Raw genomic sequence first — 15,350 nt, 5'->3', positions numbered from 1 at the left:
TTAGTCCCCGGTTCGGTGTGAGAACCGCCGAGCGATACCCTGGCGGGCATGACCAAAGGCCCCTCTGTGAACCCCGGTGTGATCGACCTCCTCGGCCTGTTGGCCTACGCCGAGCTGGGTTCCTTCTTCCGGCTCGCCGGTGACGCGGTCTTGGCCCCGACCCTGCGCGGCAAGGGCCGGCTGGCCGGTCTGGCCGCCACGGAGCAGTCGCACTACCAGGTGCTCCGCGACCGGCTGGAGGAGCTGGGGGTCGACCCCGAGGAGACCATGGCCCCCTTCGTGGAGCCGCTGGACGCCTGGCACGCGCGCACCGAGCCCAAGACCTGGTTGGAGAGCCTGGTCAAGACCTACGTCGCCGACGGCATCGCGGGTGACTTCTACCGCCGTGTCGCCGAACTGGCCGACGACGAGACCCGGGCCCTGGTCGAGGGGGTGCTCGCCGAGACCGGCCGTGCCGAGTTCGTCGCCGAGACGGTGCGCGAGGCCCTCGCGCAGGACCCGGTCCTGGCCGGTCGACTGTCGCTGTGGGCGCGCCGCCTGGTCGGCGAGGCGCTCAGCCAGGCCCAGACGGTCGCCGTGGACCGTCCCCGACTGGCCGCGCTCCTCGCCGAGGGTGTGGAGAGGCCGGGGGACTCCGGGGAGGGCGTCACCGGCCTGGGCGATCTGGCCGCGGTGAGCCGCATGTTCGCCTCTCTCACCGACCGGCACGCCGCCCGCCTGGAGGCGATGGGGCTGAGCGCCTGATCCGGGCGTCCGCGGGTCTTCGCCCGAGCTTCCGTCCGTGTCCGGATTCACCGTCGAGGGCGACCGCCCTCTGTTCTGTACGGGTTCTTGACCCGCGCTTGGGGACACTCTGGTCAAGAGCGGGTAATTTCCAACACTTTCGTGACGATCGGTTGGGGCCCGGACGTAAACTCGATGACGATTCCCGTGTCTCGACCACCCCGAGTAGGTACTTCCATGCCCCGTGGGACCTCCGTGCGCCACCCGCTGGCCGGACTCACCCGTGACTTCCATCGGATCGGCCCCCTGGACGGCCGACTCGCCCCCTGGATGTGCGCTGAGCTGGACCAGCACGCCGCACAGGTGTGCGACGGCATCGTCGCCGCCGGCGGCGAGGTGACCGCCCGGACCCTCGGCACCTACCTCCACGGTTTTCTCGACGGGTGCCTCGAACGCGGCTGGGATTCCGCGGCCGTCGAGTACGACTGGGAGACACTCCGTGTACTCGCCATCTGCCGCTTGGCGAAGGAGCGCGGTTTCGTCCGCTAGGTTGTTGCCATCCGCAGGCACCGATGTGACCGACGACGCGCTCTCCCTCTCGGTCACCCGCCCCGCCCCGTTCACCGGCGAGAATCCCCTTCACGGGCTTAGGCTGGGAGCATGGGCGACCCCACGGCGGCCGGAACGCGACCCGGGATCGGAACCGGGCGCGGGGCACTGCGGAATGCAACGTGGGATCCACGGTGTTATGCCGGTCCGGAGTGGACCGGACACCGTGACTGGCGGAGCGGCCCGCGGGAGCCGCGAGAAAGGAATGGCGAATGAGGAGCGGTCGGCATGGGGCGGCGCGCCCACCGGTCGGCGTCCTGATCCAACAGGATCGCGTCGACTTCGCGCTTTTCGCACTGATCTTCGTCGTCGCGCTGGCCTCGATGGCCTTCAGCGGTCCCGGCAGTGCGGTCTTCTGGCTGGCGCTGGTGCCCATGGTCGCCACCGTGGTCCTGGCCTTTCGGCGGATCGAGCACCTGTCCCGCCTGGAACTGCGCGACTCGGAGTTCCTCTAGGTCGCCGACACGGGTGACATCGGAGACGACGGGAGGGCGGGGCCGTGAGGCCCCGCCCCTCCCTTATCTCCCTTGTCTCCTCTGTCCGACACCTCTCCGATATCCGGCTCCTTTCTCCTCGACAGCACTCCTGATGCGCCTGTGACCCGTCAGGCGCCGCCCTCGGTGTGTTCGGCCGTGCTCGCCCCGGCCTTGCGGGGGCTCTCGGCCGGCGTCGCGGTCCCGGCCGCGGGACGGCCCATGGCGGCCTTGCGTCCTGCCTGGTAGCTGCTCTGCTCGGCGAGTCGGCCGGTCTCCTCCTCGGCCCGGTTCAACCAGTGTTCCCAGCGGCTCTGCATCGGCCGGATCAGACCACCGCCGACACCGACCACGAGGATGCCTCCGACGGTGGCCAGCACGGCGATGAGCACCGGCGTGGTCACGGTCGTGGCGATGCCCATCTGGTTGAGCGCCGCGATGACACCCAGGGCCAGGATGGCCACACCCGCGATGTTGCCCAGCAGGCGGCCGTAGGACAGCCCCCCGAGCGCCCCGCTGATGATGTCCCTGACGGCCTTGGCGATCATCGCGGTCACGACCACGATGATGAGCGCGACGATGCCGCGCGGCATCCAGGCGATGACATCGTTGAGAAGCGTGCTCACCGGGTTCGGTCCGAAGACGTTGAACGCGAGTGTGAACACGAACAGCAGGGCGACGTAGTAGATGATCTTCCCGCACAGCTCGCTGGCGCTCCATCGGCTGCGCTCGAAGTACTCGCCCACCCCGCCGCGGTGGAGCGCGCGATCCAACCCTGCGCCGTGCAGGCCCTTGGCGACGGCCTTGCCCACGAGCCAGGCGATGAACCAGCCCACCACGAGGATGATGAGAAAGCCGATCAGCAACGGCACGAAGGCCGCCACTGACTGCCAAGCGGTCGACAGACCCTGACCCACGTCCATGACGTCTTCACCCCCAAGTCGCTCGCTCCATTCGGTCGTACCGAAAGGTCGCCGTTCGAAAGCGGCGAAGAGAGGCGCGGTGCCCCTCAATCCGGCGATACCCGGAGCGCTCGTTTCAAATCATTTATCGAGGGCTGATCAGGGGTATTGCTTTTTCTTTGTCCTTTGTTGGCGAAGACAGGGGTGATAAATGTTTCCCAGGGGAGGACAATGCGCCCGGAAGGCGGTATCCCGGACATGGGAAAGGGCCCCGGGCGCGTACACCCGGAGCCCTTCGGCACGTCCGTGTCCCGACCCTCGCGGTCGGTCGCGCGGGGTCAGGAACCCCGCGCCTCCTCGCCGCCGCGATGCAGGTCCCAACCGCTGATCCCGCGCCATGCCAGGCGGGCCACCAGTAGTTCGGCGGCGTCCTTGGGCACCGATCCCCGCGTGTTGATCCAGTAGCGGGCGCTGGTCTCGGCCATGCCGACCAGGCCGATGCTCAACAGGTGCGCCTCCTCGTCGGAGATGCTGGTGTCCTGCCGGATCACCTCGCCGATGAGTTCGGCGCAACGCTGGAACGTCTGCTCGCTCTTCTCGCGCACGGCCGGCAGATTGCGCAGGTCCGATTCGAAGACCAGGCGGAACGCCTCACCGTCGCCCGCCACGAAGTCGAAATAGGCGCGGAAACTGGCGATGACCCGCTGGCGGTTGTCATCGGTGCTCTCCAGCGCCTCGCGCTGTTTTTCGACCAGGGCCTCGGAGTGTTCCTCCAACAGCGCCAGGTACAGCTCCAATTTCCCGGGGAAGTGCTGGTAGAGCACCGGCTTGCTGACACCCGCGCGGTCGGCGATCTCGTCCATCGCGGCCGCGTGGTACCCGCGGGCGACGAAGACCTCCTGCGCCGCGGCCAGAAGTTGTCGGCGGCGCCTGACCCGGGGCAGACGGGTGCCCCGGGAGCGGGCGTCTGAAGGAGCTGTCACACCCACACCCTCCGAACTCGGCATGGCAGATGCACGCCATCATCGGACATCTGCGTGGCTGACACCGTCGCACACGTCATCGGCTCATGACACGCCCCACGGCTTTTCGGCCATCTTACTCCTGCGTAAGTTCCCTGTGACATAGGTGTTCCCCCGACCACGGCGCGCGCGGCCCGGGGGCGGGGTCACCGGTGCTCATCGTCGTCGCCCCCGGCTTCGCGGAGCTGTTCCACCACGTCGGCCTCGTTCGCGGTGGGGAAATCCTCGTTCTCGGCGCGCTCCAGCCAGTCCTCGTCCCCCGTCTCGGTGGCCGGCAGTCGCTGCTCGGCCGCGTCGGCCTCGGGGACCGCGGCGATCGGGTCCTCCCCGGGCGCGGGACGTGTCCTCGGATCTTCGGTCACGGGTCCTCCCAACGTCGTCGGACGTACCGCCGACACTACCCGCCGCCCGCCCGACGCAGGGGGAGGCGAACGCCGGGAGCGGATCGGCGGGTCAGGTGGGTGTCCGCCCCGCACGACGTGAGCGGGTCGGAGGCGCGTGTCACGTCTCCCCGGGCTGGGAATGGAAAACCCCACCCGTTAGGTTGGGTATGAGTGCAAGCACGCTTCGCGCCCCGCGACCCCCGCACCCGTGGTCTTCCTTCGGGCGGTGTGAAGCATCACGAATCAGACATGAGGAGTCACCGTGTCGCTGCCGCCGCTGGTGGAACCAGCTGACGAGCTGACCGTGGACGAGGTGCGTCGCTATTCCCGGCACCTGATCATCCCCGACGTGGGCATGGACGGGCAGAAGCGCCTGAAGAACGCCAAGGTGCTCGTCGTCGGCGCGGGCGGCCTGGGTTCCCCGGCGCTGCTCTACCTCGCCGCCGCGGGCGTGGGCACGCTCGGCATCATCGACTTCGACGTCGTCGACGAGTCCAATCTCCAGCGCCAGATCATCCACGGCCAGAGCGACGTCGGCCGTCCCAAGGCCGAGTCGGCCCGCGACAGCGTCAAGGAGGTGAACCCCAACGTCGAGGTGATCCTCCACCAGGACCGCCTGGACTCCGACAACGCCCTGGAGATCTTCGCGGACTACGACCTGATCCTGGACGGGACCGACAACTTCGCGACCCGCTACCTGGTCAACGACGCCGCCGTCATCCTCGACAAGCCGTACGTGTGGGGTTCCATCTACCGCTTCGACGGTCAGGTGAGCGTCTTCTGGAACGAGTACGGGCCTCAGTACCGCGACCTGTACCCGGAGCCCCCGCCGCCCGGTATGGTCCCCTCCTGCGCCGAGGGCGGCGTCCTGGGAGTGCTGTGCGCCTCCATCGGTTCCGTCATGGTCAACGAGGCCATCAAGCTGATCACCGGCATCGGTGAGCCGCTCGTGGGCCGGTTGCTCATCTTCGACGCCCTGGAGATGAGCTGGCGCGAGGTGAAGATCCGCAAGGACCCCGACACCGAGCCGGTCACCGAGCTCATCGACTACGAGGCCTTCTGCGGCGTCGTCTCCGAGGAGGCGACCCAGGCCGCCGCCGGGTCGACGATCACCGCCGGCGAGCTCAAGGAACTCCTCGACGTCAAGCCCGACGAGATCTTCCTCGTGGACGTGCGGGAGAAGAACGAGTACGAGATCGTCAGCATCCCGGGTGCCACGCTCATCCCCAAGGGCGAGTTCCTCAACGGCAAGGCCTTCGAGAAGCTGCCCCAGGACAAGCGCGTGGTCCTGCACTGCAAGTCGGGCGTCCGCTCCGCGGAGGCGCTGGCCGTGGTCAAGTCCGCCGGTTTCGCCGACGCGGTGCACGTCGGCGGCGGCGTCCTGGCCTGGGTCAACCAGGTCGACCCCAGCCTGCCCGCGTACTGACCCGGTCACCTGCACCGTTCGGACGGCGTCGGGATCTCCCGGCGCCGTTCGCCGTATCGGGGACGCGAGTGGGTACAGGTCCCTACGAGGGCCGTCGACCGAGAGTCGGGGGCGGCCCGGCCGCAGGGAGGTGGCGCTATGCGCGAGAAGGGACGTCGGACGGACTGGGTGGCGATCGCCGCCGGTCTGGCCTTGGGGTTGAGCTTCCTCTGGCACGGGATGTACGGGTTCAGCGGGGGCGCGCTGTTCGTGCTCGGCCTGGGTGTCATCCTGGCCTCGGTCATCTCGCTCACCCGGCCCGGTGCGCTGTCCGGCGAACTCGCCGTGCTGGCCATCGGCGTACTGGTGTTCACGATGCCGTGGCTCCTGGGTTACACCCACCTGCCCCTGGCGGCCTGGACCGCCTGGATCATCGGCGGCGGTATCGCCCTGCTGGGCGCCTACGGCCTGACGCAGGCCGGCCGGACCCGCCGACGCGACCCCGAATCCATGTGGGGCACCAACGCGAACGAGATGCCCACCTGACCCGCGATCCCCGGGGCCGGCGCCGTACGGCGCCGGCCCCGGCGCACGTGTCGTCGCCCCCGGCTAGGGTGTGGCCGTGTTCATCGACGAGGAGGGCGGCCCCGACGACTACGCCGAGGAGGTCCTCGCCGTGGTCGAACGGATCCCGCCGGGACGGGTGATGTCCTACGGCGACATCGCCGAGTACGTCGGGCAGGGCGGGCCGCGCCAGGTCGGCTCGGTCATGTCCGCGTGGGGCGGTGCCGTGCCCTGGTGGCGGGTGGTCCGCTCCGACGGCCGACCTCCCTCCGGCCACGAGGTGAGAGCCTTGTCGCACTACGCCGCCGAGGCCACCCCGATGCGCCCCGGAAGCGACCGGGTGGACATGCGACAGGCCCGATGGGACGGGGAAAGCGGAGGCTGAGGGCACCGCCGGGGCGGCGGAGGCCGTTCGGGACGGTCGGCACCCTCTGGTGAACTGGTGGGGTGAACACATCCCCGTACCGTCTCGTGCGGCGCCCCCACCGGGTGCAGCCGCCGCCGGTGCTGGACGAGAACCAACGCAAGGTCGTCGACCACGAGGGCGGCCCCCTCCTGGTGCTCGCCGGTCCCGGCACCGGCAAGACCACCACCATCGTGGAGGCCGTCGTCGACCGCATCGACAACCGAGGCGTGGACCCCTCCCGCGTCCTGGTGCTCACCTTCGGCCGCAAGGCCGCCCAGGAGTTGCGCGAGCGCATCACCGCCCGGCTGCGCCGCACCACCCGCGAACCGCTCGCCCTCACCTTCCACGGGTACGCCTACGCGCTCATCCGCCGTGAGTTCCAACGGATGGGCGACCGACCGCCCCGACTGCTGTCGGGGCCCGAACAGCTCATGGAGGTCCGCGAACTCCTGCGCTGGGAGGCCGCGGACGGCGGCTCTGACTGGCCCGAACGGCTGCGTCCGGCCTTGGAGACGCGCGGATTCGCCGAGGAGCTGCGCGACTTCCTCATGCGCGCCGAAGAGCGCGGCCTGGGCCCCGACGCCCTGGCCCGCCTCGGTCGCGAACGCGGCCGTGACGACTGGGAGTCCGCGGCCGGCTTCCTGTCCCGTATGAACGGCCGGTTCGACATCGCGCCCGTGCCCACCCTCAACTACGCCGAACTCGTCCGGATCGCCGCCGGCCTGCTCTCCGATCCCGAAGTGCAGGAACGCGAGCGCTCCGCCCACGAGATCGTGTTCGTCGACGAGTACCAGGACACCGATCCCGCCCAGGAGGAGCTGTTGCAGGCCCTGGCGGGGGACGGCCGCGACCTCATCGCCGTCGGCGATCCCGACCAGTCCATCTACGCCTTCCGCGGCGCCGAGGTGCGCGGCATCCTGGAGTTCCCGCACCGTTTCCCCACCGTGCGCCGTGGGCCCGCCCCGGTGGTGGCGCTGCGCACCTGCCGCCGCAGCGGCGCGGACCTGCTCGCCGTCAGCCGCGCGGTCACCCGGCGTCTGCCCGCCGTCGGCTCCGCCCCCGGCCACGTCAACGAACACCGCGCCCTGGCCCCCGCCGACGGCGTCCCCACCGGGCGGGTGCGCCTGCTCATGGCCGACAGCCCCACTCAGGAGGCGGCGGTCATCGCCGACACCCTGCGCCGCGCCCACCTCGTGGACGGCGTCCCCTGGTCGGACATGGCGATCCTGGTGCGCTCCGCCACCCGCCAGCTCCCGGTGCTGCGCCGTGCCCTGACCGCCGCGTCGGTGCCCGTCGCGGTCGGCGCCGACGAACTCCCCGTGGCCGCCGAACCCATCGCGCGGCCCCTGCTGGCCCTCATCCGGTTCGGGCTGAGCCCCGGGGAACTCGACGACGACACCGCCCGCGACCTGCTCACCGGGCCCTTCGGCGACGCCGACGCCATCGGCCTGCGCCGGCTCACCCGCGCCCTGCGCCGCCTGGACCTGGACCGGGCCGCCGCCGAACGCGGGAACGGCGAAGGCGAGGGCGGCTACCGTCCCGCCGCCCGTCTCCTCGTCGACGCCCTGCGCGAACCCGCCGACCTCACCCTGATCGAACCCGAGGTGGCCGCACCGGCCGTGCGCATCGCCACCGCCCTGGCCACCGTCCGCGAGCTCGACGCCCGGGGCGCCGACGCCGAGCAGGTCCTGTGGCGGTTGTGGCGCGACAGCGGTCTGTCCGACCGGCTGCTGCGGTCCAGCCTCGCCGGGGGACGCCGGGGCGCCGCCGCCGACCGCGACCTCGACGCCGTGGTCGCCCTGTTCGAGAGCGCCGCCCGCTACTGCGACCGGCTCCCTCCCGGCACCCCCGAGGGTTTCCTCGCCGACCTCGCCGCCCAGGAGATCCCCGGCGACAGCCTCGCCGAGCGCGCCCCGGAGGGCGAATCGGTGCGCATCCTCACCGCCCACCGGTCCAAGGGACTGGAATGGGGACTGGTGGTGGTCGCCGGCGTCCAGGAGGGCGACTGGCCCGACCTGCGCCTGCGCGGCTCCCTGCTGGGGGTGGAGGAACTCATCGACGTCGACGTGCACACCGCCGACTCCTCCGGCGCCGCCATGGCCTCCAAGCTCCTCGACGAGGAGCGACGCCTGTTCTACGTCGCGCTCACCCGTGCCCGGCACACCCTCGTGGTCACCGCCGTGGGCGGTGAGGACGCCGAGGAACGCCCCTCCCGCTTCCTGAACGAGATGGGCGTCGGCGACCCCGAACCCGTCGGCACCGGCGTGCGCTGGCTGTCGCTGCCCTCCCTGGTCGCCGACCTGCGTTCGGTCGTCACCGACCCGAGCGCGCCGGGCGCCCTGCGCGACGCGGCCGCCGTCCACCTGGCCCGCCTCGCCGAACAGGGGGTGCGCGGGGCCGACCCCGCCGAGTGGTACGCCCTCACCCCGTTCTCCGACGACCGACCCCTCGCCGACGAGGGCGACACGATCCGGGTCTCGCCCTCCCAGGTGGAGAGCTTCACCAACTGCCAGCTGCGCTGGCTGCTGGAACGCGCCGCCGGGGCCTCCTCCGGCGACTCCGCGTCCGCGCTGGGCACCATCGTGCACGCCGTCGCGGTCCTGGTCGCCCAGGGCACCGCGCCGGAGGACATCGACCGGCGCATGGACGAGATCTGGGTCGACCTGGACTTCGGCGGCCCGTGGCAGTCCGACAAACAGCGCGAACGCGCCGACACGATGGTCCGCAAACTCCTCACCTGGGACGCCGCCAACGACCGCGAACTCGTCGTCACCGAGGAGGGGTTCAAGGTCGAGGTCGGCGGTATCGAGATCACCGGCCGTGTCGACCGGCTCGAACGCGACGAACGGGGACGCGCCGTCGTCGTGGACATCAAGACCGGCGCCGCCAAGGCCGAGGACCTCGAACGCCACCCCCAGCTCGGCGTCTACCAGATGGCCGTGCTCAAGGGCGCGTTCGCCGAACTCGGCCTCACCGAGCCGGGCGGGGCGATGCTCGTCCAGCTCGGCGAGAAGCTCAAGGCCGCCCGCGAGCAGGTGCAGGCGCCTCTCGGAGAGGACCCCGACCCCCGGTGGGCGCAGGACCTCGTCATCGGCGTCGCCACCGGTATGGGCGGCTCCCGGTTCACCGCCACCCGCAACAAGGGATGCAGATCGTGCGCCGTGCGCGCCTGCTGCCCGGTTCAGGACGAGGGCAGACATGTCTGAAGCCCACCCCCACCCCCATCCCGACCCCCGCCCCCACCCCCGGTTCACCCCCGCGGAACTCGCCCGGGTCCTCGGACGGCCCGAACCCACCGCCGAACAGTCCGAGGTGATCTCCGGTCCCCTGGAACCCGGGGTGGTCATCGCCGGCGCGGGTTCGGGCAAGAGCGAGACCATGGCCTCCCGGGTCGTGTGGCTGGTCGCCAACGGGTACGTCCGTCCCGAGCAGGTCCTCGGTCTGACCTTCACCCGCAAGGCCACCGCCGAACTCGCCGAACGCGTGCGCAAACGCCTCGACCAGGTGCGGGAGAAGCTGGGCGAGGACGTGATCGGTGAGGGCGTCCTCGACGGCGAGCCCACCGTGTCCACCTACAACGCCTACGCCGGGCGCATCGTGGCCGACCACGCCCTGCGCGAGGCCGTCGAACCCACCGCGCGGCTGCTCAGCGAGGGGCAGTCCTGGCAGCTGGCCGCCCGGATCGTCGGCGAGTACGACGGGCCCATGGACCTGATCACGGTGGGCGCGGACACCGTCATCGAACGGGTGCTGCACCTTTCGGGGGAGATCGCCGACCACCTCACCACACCGGAGAAGGTGCGCGGCATCGGACGCTGGCTCCGGTCGCAGGTGGACGTCCTGAAGAAGACCACCAAGGAGACCCGCGACCTGGTCGACACCCAGCGGCGGCGCGAACAGCTCCTGCCGCTGGTGGAGCGCTACGAACACGCCAAGCACATCCGGGAGGCGATGGACTTCGGCGACCAGATGGCGCTGGCCGCCCGCATCGCCGAGCACCACCCCGAGGTCGGGCTCATCGAACGCGGTCGGTTCCGGGTGGTGCTGCTGGACGAGTACCAGGACACCAGCCACGCCCAGCTCGTCCTGCTGCGCTCGCTGTTCGGCGAGGGGCACGCCGTGACCGCCGTCGGTGACCCCTGCCAGTCCATCTACGGGTGGCGGGGGGCGATCGCCGCCAACCTCACCCGGTTCCCCACCGACTTCCCGGCCGCCCCGGGCCGCCCCGCCGCCGTGCGCGAGCTGTCCACGAGCTTCCGCAACGGCGAACGGATCCTGGGGGTGGCCGGCTGGATCTCCGAGGAACTGCGGGCCGAGGCCGCCGAGGTGCCGATCCTCTACCCGGGACCGGCCCGTCGAGGGCGAGGACGGTCCGACGTCGCCCTGTTCCGCACCGAGTCCGAAGAGGCCGCCTGGATCGCCTCGCGCATCGCCGAACTGGTCAAGGGGGTGCGCCGCGATCCGGAGACCGCGCCGGACGGGCTGCCCTGGCCGGCCGGTGAGACGGGCGGCGCCCGGGACGGCGGGGTCGGACCGGGCGACATCGCGGTGCTGTGCCGTCGCCGGGCCCAGTTCCCGGCGCTGCGCGAGGAACTGGAGGCGCGCGGAGTCCCCGTCGAGGTCGTGGGCCTGGGCGGACTCATGCTGGTGCCGGAGGTGCGCGACATCATCGCGACCCTGCGGGTGGTGCACGACGCGGCGGCGGGAAACGAACTCGCCCGACTCCTCACGGGGCCGCGCTGGCGGCTGGGGCCGCGCGACCTGGCGGCGCTGGGGGCGCGGGCCACCGAACTGGCCCGGCACTCCCGGCGCGACCTCACCGAGGACGGGCCCGAGGACGACGACCGCGACGACGTGCTGCGTCGCACCGTGCTGGACCTGACGGCCGAGAGCGGCAGCCTGGTGGACGCGGTGGACGACCCGGGGGAGGTCGAAGCCTACTCCGAACTCGGGTACGAGCGGCTGTCGCGGCTCTCCGAGGAGCTGCGCTCCTTGCGCAAACTCGTGGGGCAGCCGTTGCCGGACCTCATCACCGAGGTCGAGCGGATGCTGGGACTGGACATCGAGGTGGCGGCCCGCAGCGGTCGCGAACCCCTGTCGGCGCGCGCCGATCTGGACGCGTTCGTCGACCACGCCGTCCGGTTCGTCGGTAACAGCGAGGACCCCGGTCTGGGGAGTTTCCTCGGTTACCTGCGGGCGGCGGAGGAGAACGAGAGCGGCCTGGCGCCGGGGGAGCGGGTCGGCGGATCCGACAGCGTCAAGCTCATGACCATGCACGGGGCCAAGGGGCTCCAGTGGCCGGTGGTGTTCGTGCCGGGGATCAGCGGGGGACGCAACCCCGTGTTCCCGGCCGCCGCCCGCAACTCCCTGGCCTGGGTCAAGGCCGACCACCTGCTGCCCTACCCGCTGCGGGGGGACCGCGACAGCCTGCCCGTGCTGGGCGGTGTGGACAAGGGGGCGATCACCGCGTTCAAGGAGGAGGAGACGGCCCGCCACCTCATGGAGGAACGCCGCCTGGCGTACGTGGCGGTGACCCGGGCCTCGTTCCTGCTCGTGTGCACGGGGCACTGGTGGGGGCGCACGGGGACCACGCCCCGGGGCCCGTCGGTCTTCCTGGAGGAGATCCGCGAGGCCTGTGAGCGAGGGGCCGGTCGCGTGGTCGCGTGGGCGGACCCGCCGGAACTCGACGAGACCAACCCGCACGACGACGAGGAGGGGGAGGCCGTGTGGCCGCCCCTCCAGGGCGACCCGCAGAGCGACGGGGAGGCCACCCCGGGCACCCTCGCCCAGGTGGAGGGGGCGGTGACCCGCCGGGCGCAGATCGAGGCGGGCGCCGTCCTGGTGGAGCGGGCCCGGGCGGCGCTGCGCGAGGGGAGGGCGGTGCCTCCGGACCCGGCGCGGCACGAGAAGCTGGGCCGACGGCTTCAGGGGTGGGAGCGGGACACGCACCTTCTCCTGGCGCACCGCGACCGGGAGGCGCGCCGGGCCGACGACGGGACCGTCCAGGTGGAGCTGCCCGACCACCTGTCGGTGTCGTCGATGGTGTGGCTGGCCCGCGACCCGGCGGGGCTCGCCCGGCAGATCCGGCGGCCGCTGCCCCGTCCGCCGGCGCCGCACACGCGGCGGGGGACGGCGTTCCACACCTGGCTTGAGCGGCGGTTCGGGCTGGGAACGGCGACCCTCCTCGATGAGCTGCCGGGGGCGGCCGACGAGACCGCCGGAGAGGACGAGGACCTGGAGGAGCTTCAGCGGCTCTTCGAGGAGAGCGAGTGGGGGAGACGGATCCCGAGCGAGGTCGAGGTGCCGTTCGAGACGGTGATCGGCGACCGTCTCATCCGCGGCCGGATGGACGCGGTGTTCCACGACCCGGAGACCGGACGTTACGACGTGGTCGACTGGAAGACGGGGCGCCCTCCGCGGAACGCGCGCGAGCGGAGCGCCGTCGGTGTGCAGCTCGCGGCCTACCGGCTGGCCTGGGCCGACCTCCAGGGCGTACCGCTGGAGGAGGTGCGCGCGGCGTTCCACTACGTGCGAGCGAACGAGACCGTGCGCCCCTCGGACCTTCTGGACGCCGACGGCCTGGCCGCCCTCATCGAGTCGGTCCCCGAACCCGGCGGCTCCGCTCCGACGGACGGGTCGTCGGCCCCGGGGGAGAGCCGCCCGCGCCCGGCGTCCCCCCGCCGGCCGAAGCACGACCCCCGTCCGCGCGGCGACGCCCGCCCGGACGACGGTCGGGTCGACCGCGCCGTGGAGTGAGTCCGGTCGTGCGGACCGCCCCGGGTGCGAAGGGGAAAAGGGTCGGCGTGGCTCGGGCGGACGTGCGAGGATCGGCGGCCATGGAGACGATCGCGACCGCCGTCGCGGCACGGCACGGGATCCCGCCCGGTGAGGTGACGGCCCTGCCCGCCGGGGTGGCCAATCATGTGCTGGCACTGGGGGACGCACTCGTGCTGCGGATCCCCCGGGACTCCGGTTTCGAGGAGGATCTGCGCAAGGAGGCGGCGCTCATCCCCGCCGCGCGCGCCGCCGGGGTGCGCACACCGGCGCTGGTCGGGTTCACCGATGGCGCGCCGCCGACGATGCTGCTGGAGCGGGTCCCCGGCACCGACCTGGTCGGGCGCGAACCGAGCCGGGGCGTGCTGGTCGACCTCGGGGAACAGCTGGCGAGAACGCACGCGATCCCCGTCCCGCCCGGCCTTCCCCGTGACACCGGTACCCCGGATCCGGCGGCCCTGGTCGGCCGCGTACGCGACGACGGTCTCATCGACTCCGGAACCGCCGACCGGCTGCGCGTCTGGTGCGAGGATCTCGCCCATCGGTCGCCCGCCGAGGTCCGACCCACCCTGATCCACGGGGACATCGCCCCCCAGAACCTCATCGTGACCGCGGACGGCGCTCTCTCCGGGATCGTGGACTGGGGCGACGCGGCCGTGGCCGACCCCGCCACCGACTTCGCCAAGCTGCCGCCCGCCTGGCTGCCCGCCGTGCTGGAGGGGTACGGCGGCGAGGGCTGGGAGGCGCGGGTGCTCCGGCACCACCTCACCTGGGCCCTCGGCCGGTTGGCGTCGCCGGACCCCGTGCCGGGGGGACGCCACTGGACGGCGCCGCCCCTGAGCCGGATCCTCGGTCTGCTGTGTTTCCTCGCGTCGGGCCCGCCCGAGCCGTGGCCCTCGCTCGCCCCACCCTCCTGAGCGGTCAGGCGTGTCCCTCCGCCAGGTGCAGCCCGACCACTCCCGCCAGGATCAGCAGGACGCAGCCGATCCGCAGCGGGCTCGCGCTCTCGCCCAGCATCGTGATCCCCGCCAGCACCACCCCGCTCGCGCCCAGACCCACCCACACGGCGTACGCGGTGCCGACGGGCAGGTCGCGCAGCGCCAACGCGAGCAGGCCGAAGCTCACCGCCGCCGCGCCGACGGTCACCACGCTCGGCCACAGCCGGGTGAACCCCTGCGACTCCTTCATCGCCAGCGCCCACACCACCTCCAGCGCGGCGGCCGCGGCGAGCAGCACCCAGGCGGTCGGGAACCAGTCCGGCGGCCCGCTCACGCGTTCGCTCCCGCGTCGACCAGGATCGACGTCCCGGTGATGCTGCGCCCACCCGGCCCGGCCAGGTGCGCCACCGACGCGGCCACGTCCTCGGGTGAGCAGTAGCGACCCAGGGCCGTGAACGCGCGCTCGGCGTCGGCGCCGGGCCCGTCCGCCGGATTCATGTCGGTGTCGGTCGACCCCGGGTGGACGAGGTTCACCGTGATCCCCCGGGGACCGAGTTCACGGGCGAGGGAGCGGGTCAGCCCCGACAGGGCGGACTTGCCGGTCGAGTACAGCACGGCCTCCGGGAGGGCTGCGCGTTCGCTCAGGTTGGTGCCGACACCGATGATCCGGTCACCGGGCCCCATGTACCGGACGGCCGCCTGGGCGGCGACGAACGCGGCGCGGGCGTGGACGGCGATCGCCCGATCGAAGTCGGCGACGGTGAACTCCTCGAACGGCCCGAAGGGCGCCACCCCCGCGTTGTTGACCAGGATGTTCGGCCCGCCGAGTCGTTCGTGGACGAGGTCGACGGTCGAGCGCAGGGCCTCGGGGTCGCCCGAGTCGGCGCGGACGGCGAGTGCCCGCACGCCGAGGGCCTCGGCGTCCCGGACGACCTCCCGGGCGCGTTCCTCGGAACGGGTGTGGGTGAGGGCGACGTCGGCCCCGTCTGCGGCGAGGCGGAGGACGATCGCGGCGCCGATGCCACGGCTGCCTCCGGTGACGAGTGCGGTGCGTCCTTCGAGGGGGCGGATGCTGCGGGCCATGGACGGCTCCCGGTTCGTGGATGGGTGATCCGATACCCCGACACTAAGTGGAATTAATTCCGTTTTCA

Annotated in this window: 14 protein-coding genes; 9 read left to right on the top strand and 5 right to left on the bottom strand. The window is 71.9% G+C overall.

The annotated features are described in order from the left end of the window. The first annotated feature begins 48 nt into the window (after positions 1 to 48). From PWG71_RS06860 to PWG71_RS06850, 3 genes are all read left to right on the top strand, one after another. On the top strand, positions 49 to 744 hold the full coding sequence (locus tag PWG71_RS06860) for a ferritin-like fold-containing protein (RefSeq protein WP_274808685.1): 696 nt from the start codon (positions 49 to 51) through the stop codon (positions 742 to 744). Between the two features lie 216 nt (positions 745 to 960). Further along, positions 961 to 1,272 (top strand): DUF6401 family natural product biosynthesis protein, encoded by a 312-nt coding sequence (locus PWG71_RS06855; protein ID WP_274808684.1) that lies wholly within the window; start codon positions 961 to 963, stop codon positions 1,270 to 1,272. Positions 1,273 to 1,544: 272 nt separating this feature from the next. After that, positions 1,545 to 1,787, top strand: a complete 243-nt coding sequence (locus tag PWG71_RS06850; protein WP_274808683.1) for a hypothetical protein — start codon at positions 1,545 to 1,547, stop codon at positions 1,785 to 1,787. 149 nt (positions 1,788 to 1,936) lie between these two features. Here PWG71_RS06850 and PWG71_RS06845 read toward each other — a convergent pair whose 3' ends face one another. From PWG71_RS06845 to PWG71_RS06835, 3 genes are all read right to left on the bottom strand, one after another. Continuing rightward, a complete protein-coding gene (locus PWG71_RS06845; protein ID WP_274808682.1) occupies positions 1,937 to 2,728 on the bottom strand; it encodes a mechanosensitive ion channel family protein in 792 nt (263 codons plus the stop codon). 317 nt (positions 2,729 to 3,045) lie between these two features. Further along, positions 3,046 to 3,690: a TetR/AcrR family transcriptional regulator gene (locus tag PWG71_RS06840; RefSeq protein ID WP_274808681.1), complete on the bottom strand. Its 645-nt coding sequence runs from the start codon at positions 3,688 to 3,690 to the stop codon at positions 3,046 to 3,048. Between the two features lie 185 nt (positions 3,691 to 3,875). Then, positions 3,876 to 4,091 (bottom strand): hypothetical protein, encoded by a 216-nt coding sequence (locus PWG71_RS06835; protein WP_274808680.1) that lies wholly within the window; start codon positions 4,089 to 4,091, stop codon positions 3,876 to 3,878. Between the two features lie 283 nt (positions 4,092 to 4,374). On the opposite strand from PWG71_RS06835, the gene moeZ reads away from it, so the two are divergent. The 6 genes from moeZ to PWG71_RS06805 all read left to right on the top strand — a co-directional run bounded on the left by moeZ (position 4,375) and on the right by PWG71_RS06805 (position 14,178). Beyond that, entirely contained in the window at positions 4,375 to 5,538 is a 1,164-nt protein-coding gene (gene moeZ / locus PWG71_RS06830; protein WP_274808679.1) for an adenylyltransferase/sulfurtransferase MoeZ, read from the top strand. A gap of 138 nt (positions 5,539 to 5,676) precedes the next feature. Next, a complete protein-coding gene (locus PWG71_RS06825; RefSeq protein WP_274808678.1) occupies positions 5,677 to 6,063 on the top strand; it encodes an SPW repeat protein in 387 nt (128 codons plus the stop codon). A gap of 76 nt (positions 6,064 to 6,139) precedes the next feature. Next, the gene (locus PWG71_RS06820; RefSeq protein ID WP_274808677.1) at positions 6,140 to 6,466 is read left to right on the top strand and encodes an MGMT family protein; all 327 of its coding nucleotides are present in this window, start codon (positions 6,140 to 6,142) and stop codon (positions 6,464 to 6,466) included. 86 nt (positions 6,467 to 6,552) lie between these two features. Next, on the top strand, positions 6,553 to 9,693 hold the full coding sequence (locus tag PWG71_RS06815) for an ATP-dependent helicase (RefSeq protein ID WP_274808793.1): 3,141 nt from the start codon (positions 6,553 to 6,555) through the stop codon (positions 9,691 to 9,693). Next, positions 9,686 to 13,243, top strand: a complete 3,558-nt coding sequence (locus tag PWG71_RS06810; RefSeq protein ID WP_274808676.1) for an ATP-dependent helicase — start codon at positions 9,686 to 9,688, stop codon at positions 13,241 to 13,243. Before PWG71_RS06815 ends, PWG71_RS06810 begins: the two co-directional genes overlap by 8 nt. An 80-nt stretch (positions 13,244 to 13,323) precedes the next feature. Further along, positions 13,324 to 14,178, top strand: coding sequence for an aminoglycoside phosphotransferase family protein (locus tag PWG71_RS06805; RefSeq protein WP_274808675.1), 855 nt, complete (start codon positions 13,324 to 13,326; stop codon positions 14,176 to 14,178). A 4-nt stretch (positions 14,179 to 14,182) separates the two neighbouring features. Here the strand turns inward: PWG71_RS06805 and PWG71_RS06800 are convergent, their stop codons facing one another. Both PWG71_RS06800 and PWG71_RS06795 read right to left on the bottom strand, forming a co-directional pair. Next, entirely contained in the window at positions 14,183 to 14,533 is a 351-nt protein-coding gene (locus tag PWG71_RS06800; protein WP_274808674.1) for a DMT family transporter, read from the bottom strand. Further along, the gene (locus PWG71_RS06795) at positions 14,530 to 15,282 is read right to left on the bottom strand and encodes an SDR family NAD(P)-dependent oxidoreductase (protein WP_274808673.1); all 753 of its coding nucleotides are present in this window, start codon (positions 15,280 to 15,282) and stop codon (positions 14,530 to 14,532) included. The genes PWG71_RS06800 and PWG71_RS06795 overlap by 4 nt, the downstream gene beginning before the upstream one ends. Positions 15,283 to 15,350 lie beyond the last annotated feature (68 nt).

The organism is Nocardiopsis sp. N85, assembly GCF_028882275.1.
GTDB lineage: Bacteria > Actinomycetota > Actinomycetes > Streptosporangiales > Streptosporangiaceae > Nocardiopsis > Nocardiopsis lambiniae.
Note: the sequence above shows the minus strand (reverse complement) of the source record. Positions and strands in the feature narration are given on the sequence as shown.